12 protein-coding genes are annotated in these 9675 nt (G+C 70.6%); 8 read left to right on the plus strand and 4 right to left on the minus strand.

Annotated elements, in window-relative coordinates:
• Positions 1-593: 593 nt before the first annotated feature.
• Both AC5LSR_RS11645 and glpK read right to left on the minus strand, forming a co-directional pair.
• Positions 594-1691, minus strand: a complete 1098-nt coding sequence (locus AC5LSR_RS11645) for a Rieske 2Fe-2S domain-containing protein (RefSeq protein ID WP_250285701.1) — start codon at positions 1689-1691, stop codon at positions 594-596.
• A 412-nt stretch (positions 1692-2103) separates the two neighbouring features.
• Complete coding sequence (gene glpK, locus AC5LSR_RS11650; protein WP_250285702.1) at positions 2104-3639, minus strand: glycerol kinase GlpK; 1536 nt, start codon at positions 3637-3639, stop codon at positions 2104-2106.
• Between the two features lie 288 nt (positions 3640-3927).
• Between glpK and AC5LSR_RS11655 the strand changes: the two genes are divergently transcribed.
• From AC5LSR_RS11655 to AC5LSR_RS11670, 4 genes are all read left to right on the plus strand, one after another.
• Positions 3928-4023, plus strand: a complete 96-nt coding sequence (locus tag AC5LSR_RS11655; RefSeq protein WP_445548743.1) for a putative leader peptide — start codon at positions 3928-3930, stop codon at positions 4021-4023.
• Between the two features lie 344 nt (positions 4024-4367).
• The gene (locus AC5LSR_RS11660; RefSeq protein WP_250285703.1) at positions 4368-4901 is read left to right on the plus strand and encodes an alpha/beta fold hydrolase; all 534 of its coding nucleotides are present in this window, start codon (positions 4368-4370) and stop codon (positions 4899-4901) included.
• A gap of 96 nt (positions 4902-4997) precedes the next feature.
• Positions 4998-5819, plus strand: coding sequence for a class II aldolase/adducin family protein (locus tag AC5LSR_RS11665; RefSeq protein WP_250285704.1), 822 nt, complete (start codon positions 4998-5000; stop codon positions 5817-5819).
• Between the two features lie 135 nt (positions 5820-5954).
• Positions 5955-6488 carry an OsmC family protein gene (locus tag AC5LSR_RS11670; protein ID WP_250285705.1) on the plus strand — a complete coding sequence of 178 codons (534 nt, stop codon included), beginning with the start codon at positions 5955-5957 and terminating at the stop codon, positions 6486-6488.
• On the opposite strand, the gene AC5LSR_RS11675 is transcribed toward AC5LSR_RS11670, so the two are convergent.
• On the minus strand, positions 6489-7049 hold the full coding sequence (locus tag AC5LSR_RS11675) for a GNAT family N-acetyltransferase (protein WP_250285706.1): 561 nt from the start codon (positions 7047-7049) through the stop codon (positions 6489-6491).
• Positions 7046-7372: a hypothetical protein gene (locus tag AC5LSR_RS11680; RefSeq protein WP_250285707.1), complete on the minus strand. Its 327-nt coding sequence runs from the start codon at positions 7370-7372 to the stop codon at positions 7046-7048. Before AC5LSR_RS11680 ends, AC5LSR_RS11675 begins: the two co-directional genes overlap by 4 nt.
• Before the next feature lie 172 nt (positions 7373-7544).
• On the opposite strand from AC5LSR_RS11680, the gene AC5LSR_RS11685 reads away from it, so the two are divergent.
• The 4 genes from AC5LSR_RS11685 to AC5LSR_RS11700 are packed head-to-tail and all read left to right on the plus strand — an operon-like array spanning position 7545 to position 9431.
• Positions 7545-7820, plus strand: coding sequence for a hypothetical protein (locus AC5LSR_RS11685; protein ID WP_250285708.1), 276 nt, complete (start codon positions 7545-7547; stop codon positions 7818-7820).
• 26 nt (positions 7821-7846) lie between these two features.
• On the plus strand, positions 7847-8047 hold the full coding sequence (locus AC5LSR_RS11690) for a hypothetical protein (protein ID WP_250285709.1): 201 nt from the start codon (positions 7847-7849) through the stop codon (positions 8045-8047).
• Entirely contained in the window at positions 8044-8544 is a 501-nt protein-coding gene (locus tag AC5LSR_RS11695) for a glycine-rich domain-containing protein (protein WP_493468444.1), read from the plus strand. The genes AC5LSR_RS11690 and AC5LSR_RS11695 overlap by 4 nt, the downstream gene beginning before the upstream one ends.
• 17 nt (positions 8545-8561) lie before the next feature.
• Entirely contained in the window at positions 8562-9431 is an 870-nt protein-coding gene (locus tag AC5LSR_RS11700) for a hypothetical protein (RefSeq protein ID WP_493468445.1), read from the plus strand.
• The last annotated feature ends 244 nt before the right edge of the window (positions 9432-9675 follow it).

The raw sequence follows: 9675 nt of genomic DNA on the forward strand, positions 1-9675 counted from the left end.
GGTACAGGCGGTTGTGTCGGTGGGCTGCTGACGGCCAGCGGCTCGGCCGGAGGCAGCGGAGTGCCGACGGTCGACGGCGTGGACGTGGGCGATGAGCTCACGGACGCCCTCGGAGCGGCCGACACCACCGTCTGGTTACTCTCCGGAGCCAGCGCCGTGAGGACGAGGAGCCCCAGGAGACTCGCTCCGGTGACGATTCCGGCGCTCCGGCGGTTGTGGATTCGCGCCTGGTGCAGGCGACCGCGCACCAGTCCAACAAATCCGACAATCATGGCGATTGTAGTTAATAATATACAAAAAGCCAGCATATGGTTCCCCCCATGTGTGCGTGGCCAGCGACTTTACAGGCGGGTGGATCGCGCTCGGCCGCCGGGCAGCCGCAGAAGGGCTGCCCGGGCCTGCACACATGGCGCTCGCGGGCGTGACGGCCCGCCGGGATCCCGCGCTGCCGCGGGCCCGGGTCGTCTCGGGCCTCACCGGCGCCGGTTGGACGTCCGGTCGCCCCCACCAGGGACCCGACGTTCAACCGGTACCGGTCACCGGCCGCCCGGCCCGCGGGCGTCGCGGGCGCCGTCCGCGCGGCCTGACGGGTGCTACGCGCTGACGGCGGATTCCGCCGGCAGCGGGTCGCCGAAACGCCAGCCGGGCGCGATACGGCGCTGGAAGAAGGCGCGGAACTCGCGGACGGACGGGCCGTCCGGCTTCACCCAGAGGGTTTTCTCGGGATGCCGCAGCCAGCGCAGCACGTCGATGTCGGCGTAGACGTTCCGCCGGACCGTCAGCCACATCATGCGCGCGATGAGGTGGTTGAGCGGCGCGAACAGCGGGCCGGGGAGTATTTTGCGGACAATGACCCGGTAGCCGAAGAACATCAGGTCGTCTCGGACGGGGGTGCCGCCGAGAACAATTGTCAGCAGCGGGCCGGAGCGGTCGACCGTGGCGTCCTTCTGCGTCCGGTAGAGCGACGCGGACGGCCCGATCATCTCGATGAACGCGTACGGCCGGAACCAGCGCTGGACCTTCTTCATGCCGGTTTCGTCGGCGGGCCGCAGCTGGTATTCCAGGCGGTCCTCCTTGTTCACCAGGATGGAGTACTCCAGCCGTCCCGCGCCCTTGTGCGCGACCGGGAAGTGGTAGATGTCGGAAACGTGCTCCGCGACCGGCAGCAGCGTTCCCCGGGCGGTGTAGATCTGGCCCTTGAGGTTCAGGTACTTCTTGGAGTCGGCGTAGGGCACCTCGACGAACTCGCCGACCGGTTCGGGGCCGTACCAGAACCAGATGTTCCCGGCGTGCTCCCGGACGGGGATCGCGCGCTGGCCGGCCCGCGGGGGGATCTTCGCCTGGTCCAGCCCGGGGATGACCTCGCAGCCGCCGTCGGTCCGGAACTCCCAGGCGTGGTAGCCGCACTTGATCCGGTCCTCGACCACGGTGCCGCAGCGGCCGAGGTCGGCGCCCATATGGCAGCACTGGCTGTCGACCATGCCGACCCGCCCGCTCTTCCCGCGGAAGAGCGCGAACTGGTGCGACATGAACTCGACCGGCGCCACCTGGCCCGGCTCGAGATCCTCACTGTACCTGGCGAAATACCAGCCGAACGGGTAGTCGGTCTTCTGTTCCTCGCCGAAGGACTGACCCTCAAGCAGCCGCCTGTCGTATTTCTTGAGTTGCTTCTGCCATTTCGACTTCGCCACGGATCCTCCGCGAGTAATACTTGGAGAAAAATGAATGTACACGAGAGATGGACGGCGAGATGGCCCTGTATTATCGGCCGGTCGACCGCACCGGGCGGTAACGCATGATCGACGTTAGCATGCGGCCCGCGACAGATCCCGGGGATGTCAATGCGTGACGGAAACAACAGACGACGCACGGCAGCGAGGTAACATGGTAACGGCCGTGTTTCGGACGGAGGGCACCCACCCGGGCGCAACCCGTCACCCTGCCGCGCCCCCGCGGCGGCGGGTTTCCAGCGAGGTATGATCTACCCGTCCAGGACAACGGCAAAGCGCTCGCGCGGCCGTATGTCGCCTACCGCACACCGGCACCGCCGGCACGATTGTTCCGGCTATTCCGCCGTGGCTGGAACCAGCGGAATCATGACCGTTACCGACCACCGGGGCCGGGGTCCACGTCCACCCAGTCCAGGGTGCGTTCGACGGCCTTGCGCCAGCCCGCGTAGCCGCTTTCCCGCCGGTCCGCCGACCAGCGGGGCTCGAAGCGGCGCCCCTCCCGCCAGTGGGTGGCCAGCTCACCGGTGTCCTTCCAGAAGCCCACGGCGAGGCCGGCGGCGTACGCGGCGCCGAGCGCCGTCGTCTCGGCGACCACCGGACGGCTGACGGGGACGCCCAGGATGTCCGCCTGTATCTGCATGCACAGGTCGTTGGCGGTCACCCCGCCGTCGACCCGCAGGACGTCCAGGGCCACCCCCGAGTCCAGCCGCATCGCCTCGGCCACGTCCCGGCTCTGGTAGCAGATCGCCTCGAGCGCGGCGCGGGCCAGATGGGCGCCGGTGTGGAAGCGCGACAGCCCCACGACGGCGCCCCGCGCGTCGGAACGCCAGTACGGCGCGAACAGCCCGGAGAAGGCCGGGACGAAGTAGATCCCGCCGCTGTCGGGCACCGTCGCGGCCAGCGTCTCGCTCTCGGCCGCGCTGCCGATGATGCCGAGCTGGTCGCGCAGCCACTGCACGGCCGACCCGGTGACGGCGATCGAGCCTTCCAGCGCGTACACCGGGTCGTCGTCGCCGAAGCGGTAGCCGACGGTCGTGAGCAGCCCGTGCCGGGAGGGCACCGCCCGCGTCCCGGTGTTCAGCAGGAGGAAGTTGCCGGTGCCGTAGGTGTTCTTGGCCTGCCCGGGGGCGAAGCAGACCTGCCCGACGGTGGCGGCGTGCTGGTCGCCGAGGTCGGCGGTCAGCGCGACCTCGCCGCGCAGCGGCCCGGCGGCGGTGGTCGAGCCGTAGCCGGCCGGGTCGGCCGACGGCCGGATCACCGGGAGTATCGCCCGCGGGACGCCGAAGAGCTCCAGCAGCTCGTCGTCCCAGTCGAGGGTGCGCAGGTCCATCAGCATGGTGCGGCTGGCGTTGGTGGCGTCCGTCACGTGCAGCCCGCCGCGCGGACCGCCGGTGAGGTTCCACAGCAGCCAGCTGTCCACGGTGCCGAAGACGGCCTCGCCCCGTTCGGCCGCGGCGCGGACGCCGTCGACGTTGTCGAGAATCCACGCGATCTTGCCCGCGGAGAAGTAGGTCGCCGGTGGCAGGCCGGATCTGCTCCGGATCACCTGGCCGCGGCCGTCGCGCTCCAGCGCGGCCACGATCCGGTCGGTGCGGGTGTCCTGCCAGACGATCGCGTTGTGGTAGGGCCGGCCGGTGCGCGGGTCCCACACGATCGTGGTCTCGCGCTGGTTGGTGACGCCGAGCGCGGCCAGGTCGGCGGCGCCGAGGCCGGCGTCGGCCAGCGCCGCCGCGACGACGGCGGCCGTGCGCTCCCAGATCTCCACCGGGTCGTGCTCGACCCAGCCGGCGCGCGGCAGGATCTGGGCATGCTCGAGCTGGCGGCGGGCGACCTCGTTACCGTCATGATCGAAAATCATGAAACGGGTGCTCGTGGTGCCCTGGTCGATCGCCCCGACGAAATCGCCCATCGCCGTCCTTCCGTCCCATGCGGCCGTCACCTGTGGTGGCCTCGCCCATCCGGGTGGACGCGGCCAGCGGCGACGTCCACCGGAGTAACGGCCACCGGTAGTGGCGACCGCTGGAAGTAGCCACGACGTAGGAGCATGGCCCACCGGGCACCCACGGTCCATCAGCGCGCCAGGCCGCCGGCCGCCCGGCCGGGCAGCGCGCCAGGCCGCCGGCGCGCCGTCGGATGTCCCGTGCCCGACCGGGGCGAGTATTGACATCAAGCCCACATCACACGCATTGTGGACCGTGTGCATACCGAGTCCCGCCTCGTGACCCGCGGTCACATTGATCTGTTGCGGGTCGCGTCAGCAGCCTGTCCGGGCCTTCTTTTCTTCCGTCGATAACCACACGCCCGCTCGCTGCCTGACCGCTCACGGACTGTCGCCTTCCTTCCGCAGGACGAAAGCACGTGTTTCCCGCACGTTTCGTTTCCATCCCCCCTGGGACGCGGAAGAAAAACAACGGCACGCATCCACGCCGGCCATCGCGACAGCTCCCACCCGACGACAGGAGATGCACAATGACATCCGCGCCGCCCGTGACATTCGCGTCGAGACGGCCATCCACCGGCATCCACGGACACGCGGCCGGTAGCGCCGCGTCACTGACCACCACGCTCGAGGCCTCGCCCGGCGTACCCTCCGGCCGCGGATCCGTCCTCATCCTGACCGGTCGGGACGAGACAGTCGTGTCCTTCGAGGGGCTCCGGCTGCGGCTGGCCCTCGACGGCTACACCACCACCGTCTCGGAGGAGCCCGGCGCCAGCGTGTCGACACTGGCCGAAGCACGTATCCCCGGCGCGCCCTTCATCCTGCTGGGCTCGGACATCGGCGGGCTGCGCGCGCTGACCCTGGCGGGCTCCCCGGCGCTGCGCCCGGACGGCGTGGTCCTGCTCGGGCTGCCGCTGCTGCAACGCCCGCTCAGCGCCGACGGCGGCGCCAGGAACAGCGAGGACGTCGCCGTCGACGGCGCCTACCCCTACGCCTCGGTGTACCCGGTCCCGCGGGCCCTGCCCGATCTGCCCATCCTGCTCATCCACGGGGTGGACGACCAGGTGAGCCCGCTGCCGCTCACCCAGATGATCATTCGTACCGCCCCCCGCGCGCGGCTCACCGTGGTACCCGGCCAGCACGATGTGATCACCGGGCCCGGCCACCGGACGGTGGCCGCCAGCACGCTGATGTTCCTGGAGTCACTACGACACGATCCGCCGCTCGGATGAGCGGGGAGCACGCGGGAATGCCGGCAGACGGTGCGCGTGCCGCGACGACGGTCCTTCCCGAGATTCTTTCCGAGGTCACGCCAAGGAGATCAGGGCATGTCCACCAGCACCAGCCTCGCCCCCAGCATCCGCGAGCAGTTCCGGCGGACCCCGCTGCGCGTGGCCGACCAGAAGAACGTCCCGAAACACCCTGAGCCCGAGGGATCCGTCGAGGAGATACGGCTGCACCGCAAGCAGCGGCTGGCCGCCGCCTTCCGGCTGTTCGCGAAATTCGGCTACGACCACGGTATCGCCGGCCACATCACGGCGCGTGACCCGGAGCTGCCCGACCACTTCTGGGTCAACCCGCTCGCCGTGCCGTTCGCCCAGATCAAGGTCTCCGACCTGCTGCTGGTCAGCCACGACGGCGACATCGTCATCGGCGACCGTCCCGTCAACACGGCCGCGTTCGCCATCCACTCCCAGGTGCACACCGCCCGTCCGGACGTCGTCGCCGCGGCACACGCGCACGCCCTGGCCGGCAAGGCGTGGTCGTCCCTCGGCCGGCTGCTCGACCCGATCACCCAGGACGCCCTCACCTTCTACGGCAGCCACTCGCTCTACGCCGACTTCAACGGCGTGGTCCTCGACAAGGCCGAGGGGCGCAACATCGCCGAGGCGCTGGGACCGAACAAGCTCGTGATCCTGCAGAACCACGGCTTCCTCACCGTCGGCCGGTCCGTGGAGGAGGCCGCGTGGCTGTTCGTCACCGCCGACCAGAGCGCGCACGCGCAGCTTCTCGCCGAAGCCGCCGGCCGCCCGAAGCTCGTCCGGCACGAGGTCGCCGAGCCGCTGGGCCGCAGCCGCTCCTTCGGCGGCTTCAGCTTCGCCCCCTACTGGGACGTCATCACCGCCGAACAGCCGGACCTGTTCGACTGAGCGCGCCGTGCGGATGACGCGGTTCCCGCCCGCGTCACCCGCACGGCCGTGTGCGGCCACGGGGGTGCTACGGAACTCGGCGGATCACGCCCGGCATACTGAACGACGACGGACCGACGACGAGAGGACCACCTGGTGAGCGGGCTGAGTGAGTACCTGATCGGCAAACGCGACGCCGTCCTCGCCCATCGGGAGCGGGTGACCGCCGGCGAGGCCAAGCCGCTGGCCGTCTCGGCGACCGTCACCGCGGAGGGGCGCACCGGCGTGCGCCGCATCCGGGCCCGCGAATTCCAGATCATCAGCGACAGCGGGCCGGATCTGGCCGGGCACAACCTGGGCCCGACCTCGCCGGAGATCCAGCTCGGCGTGCTGGGCAGCTGCCTGACCCACACCTACCTGATCCAGGCGGCCACCCTCGGCGTCCCCCTGGACTCCCTCGACATCGACGTCACCGCCATCTTCGACCCGCGCGCCGGCGAGCCCGGCTACGAGGACCTGCCGGTCTACCCCCACGACCTGCGCTACGCCGTACGGCTGTCCTCCCCCGCGTCCGACGAGGAGATCAGCAGGCTGCGCGAGGCGGTGGAACGCACCTGCCCGATCCTGAACCTGCTGATCAGCCCACAGCCGGTCCAGGGCACCCTCGAACGCGTCCCAGCCCTGCCCTGATCAGACGCTACGCGCCGCCCACGCCTCCCGGGTGATGGCGTAGACGACGCTCGGCCGGCCGTGGAGCGACCATGCGCCGTCGAGAGCCAGGCCGACCTTCTCCATGACCCGGCGGCTGCGGGCGTTGTCCGGATGGCAGATGGAGACGACCCGGTCGACGCCGACGTGGAGGAAGGCGAACTCCACCGCCGCCGTCCCGGCTTCCGGCGCCAGGCCCTGCCCCCAACGGTCCCGCCGTACCGTCCAGGCGACCTCGACGCCCGGCCAGCCCAGCTCCTCGTACAGCCCGGCACGGCCGATGAACTCACCGGTGAACCGGTCCCGGACGACCCACATGCCGAACCCGCGCAACGCCCAGTGGCCGAGCTGGAACGCGGCATGACGCCACACCGCCTCCTCGTCCATGGGACCGCCACCGGTGTACCGGGACATCTCCGGCTCCTGCGTCATCCGCGAGTAGGGCGTGATGTCCTCGGCACGCCAGTCCCGCAGGATCAGCCGTTCGGTGACCAGCGTGGGGATCTGCCGACCGGGGGACGGCGGTCCGAAGTGCAGGGTCACAGGGCGCTCCCGGTGGTCAGGGCGAGACGGGGCCGGGCGGACAGGGCGAGCAGGGCATGGCCACGTTCCTCGAAGCCACCGCAACCGGAGTCGTACAGCCCCACCGCGGTCCGGGTGACCGGCTCGGCCTCGGCCCCGGCGCCGATCCGGGCGAGGACCCCGCCAGCGAACATGTCCGCCGCCGCAGGTCCGAACGGTGACATCCCCGGCCGTGCCGGCAGCTCGACCGCCGCCCGGCGCATCCGGTCCAGCGCATCCCGCGCGGACCGGATGTCACCGGCCGCGGCGTGCCCACGCGCCTCGACCGCGGTTTGATCGTCCACCTGTGTGCCCTCCTTCATGGCGTGACGACACGTGCGTGAGGTGTGCGTGACGGGTGTGTCAACGGCAGCTCATCCCGTCACAGCTGGTCGACTGTCGCGCACCGTCATGGAATGTGGCGCGTCGGCACGATAACCGGCCGACCACGCGGACGAGACACGAACAGGAGATGTCGTGGCACCGCCGAAGACCTGCACCCGTCGACCGCCCGTGGCGGCACGGATCCACCGGCACGCCTTACCCCCGACCGGGACCGACGCTGGCAGCGGTGTTCCGGCGGACGCGGTGTTGTACGCCGTCGTGGTCTACGGGCCGGAGCAGCGGCCGGTCGAGGTCCGCCTGCCGTTCCCGACCGCGGCCGCCGCGGATCACCACGCGAGAAGCCACGGGCTCGACGGCCGCGTGGTCCCGATCACCTTCCCGTTCCCCTCTCCCCGTACGGGGACCTGAGACGCAGGCCCCCTGCCGTCCGCCTGGTGAGCAGGACAGGGGGCCTCTGCCCGAACACGCGCCGGCCCGCGCACCACGCCTACCCCCCGATACCGCCGTGGTTGTGGCCGCGGGCCGGCGCGCGTCATCTCCCACCCGACGTCGACAAGATCGCCCCGTGGCGGGCCCTGCCCGGAACCGCCGGGCAGGGGCTCCGTTCCTTCTCCCATGAGGAGTTCGCGCTATGACTGCTGTGGTTGCCCCGGAAGCAGCGATGACGGCCCGGTTCCTGGTCCGCCCGGACGCGTTCGACAGGCTGGTCGACCGGGTGGTGGTCGAGGCTGCGGGAGACCGCGACCTCGCCATCCGGATCGTTGATCAGATGCTGGCGTTCCTGGCCGCCAGCGCGCGGAACCCGGGCGTCGGCCTGGCCCCGAGCCGGCTGGTCGACATCGGCTGGCACGTGTTCGTGCTCGACACCCGGGAGTACGCCGTGTTCTGCGACCAGGTCGCGGGCCGGTTCATCCACCACGTCCCCAACGACGACACGACGAACGAGCCGGTCCTGGACGCGGACACTCGGGCCCGTACCCTGGCCGCGATCACGGATGCCGGCTACGCCGTCGACATGGATCTGTGGCCTCCGGCAGACGCGGGAAAGTGCGGCTCCTGCGCCGATGAGGGGAACTGCTCGGCGTCCGGTAAGGAAGGGGACGAGAAGCAGGGATCGCGAATCCCGCGGTGATCCAGGAAGGGGCCGGCATGGTGGACCTCTGGGATTCGCTTCCCGATCCGGTGCGCGAGGCGGTCGGGCGTCACCTCGGCCCGGTGGGCTCGGCGGCCGCTGTCGACGGCGGGCGGAACAACGATCTGACAGCCGTCGTGTACGGCGAGGACGGGCCGGTGTTCGTGAAAGCGGTCCGCGGAGTCAGCATGCGGATGCGCTGGCTGCGAAACGAGGTCACGGCCGGGACGCTCGCCGCCGGCATCGCGCCGGCCGTGGCCTTCGCGCAGGACGTCACCGCGGACGACGACTGGTTGATCGTCGGGTTCGAGTACCTGCCTGGCCGGTCCGCCGACCTCACACCCGGTTCGGCTGATCTTCCAACGGTCGGGCGCACGCTGGACCGGCTCGGTGGCCTGCCCGCGCCCGGGGTTGCCGGGCTGCACCAGCGGTGGACCGTGCGGGACTGGTGGAGCCGCCTGTGCGAGATCGCTCCGGACGTGGTGAGCGGCTGGGACGTCGACGTCATGGACCGATGGACGGCGCGGGCGCCCGAGGCGGTGGCAGGTGATCGGCTCGTCCACACCGATCTACACGGTGACCAGTTCGTGATCGGCGCCGGCGAGTCGATTCACGTGATCGACTGGGGGTGGCCCGCCGCGGGTGCCGAGTGGGTCGACTCCGCGTTCATGATTATCCGGCTCGTCGAGGCGGGACATTCTCCGCGGGACGCCGAGGCGTGGGCGGCAACACGAGCGTGCTGGACAGTAGCGGACGACGCGCTCACCGCCTTCGCCGCCTTCGTCGCCGGCCTGTGGACCTACCGGGCGGTGACCGGCGGGCCGGGAGCCTCGGCTACCCGGGCACGGGTGGCACGCCGGTACGCCAGATGGCGGCTTGCGGACTGATGCGAACCGCCCCGAACCGCTCATTCCGAACCTTGCCGCTTAGCCCACAGCCGATTCAGGGCACGCTCGAGCGCATCCAGGCCCTCTGGCGCCTGGCGGCACGCCCCGGTGTCGGTGACTCGATACCGGTGGCCCGCCGGTACGGATAACGGCCGTGTCGGCACGCCCGGTATGCTGAGCGCGACATGTGCCATGTCTCACATGTCGTGTCTGTCGTCCTGCGTCCGCTGTCCAGTGCGTCCGG

The sequence above is a fragment of the Protofrankia sp. CiP1_Cm_nod4 genome (genome assembly GCF_982290645.1).

Coding starts and splice junctions, on each gene's coding strand:
- glpK (WP_250285702.1), bottom strand. CDS start 3,639: ATGGGCGATTTCGTCGGGGCGATCGACCAGGGCACCACGAGCACCCGT.
- AC5LSR_RS11665 (WP_250285704.1), top strand. CDS start 4,998: ATGTCCACCAGCACCAGCCTCGCCCCCAGCATCCGCGAGCAGTTCCGG.
- AC5LSR_RS11695 (WP_493468444.1), top strand. CDS start 8,044: ATGACTGCTGTGGTTGCCCCGGAAGCAGCGATGACGGCCCGGTTCCTG.
- AC5LSR_RS11700 (WP_493468445.1), top strand. CDS start 8,562: ATGGTGGACCTCTGGGATTCGCTTCCCGATCCGGTGCGCGAGGCGGTC.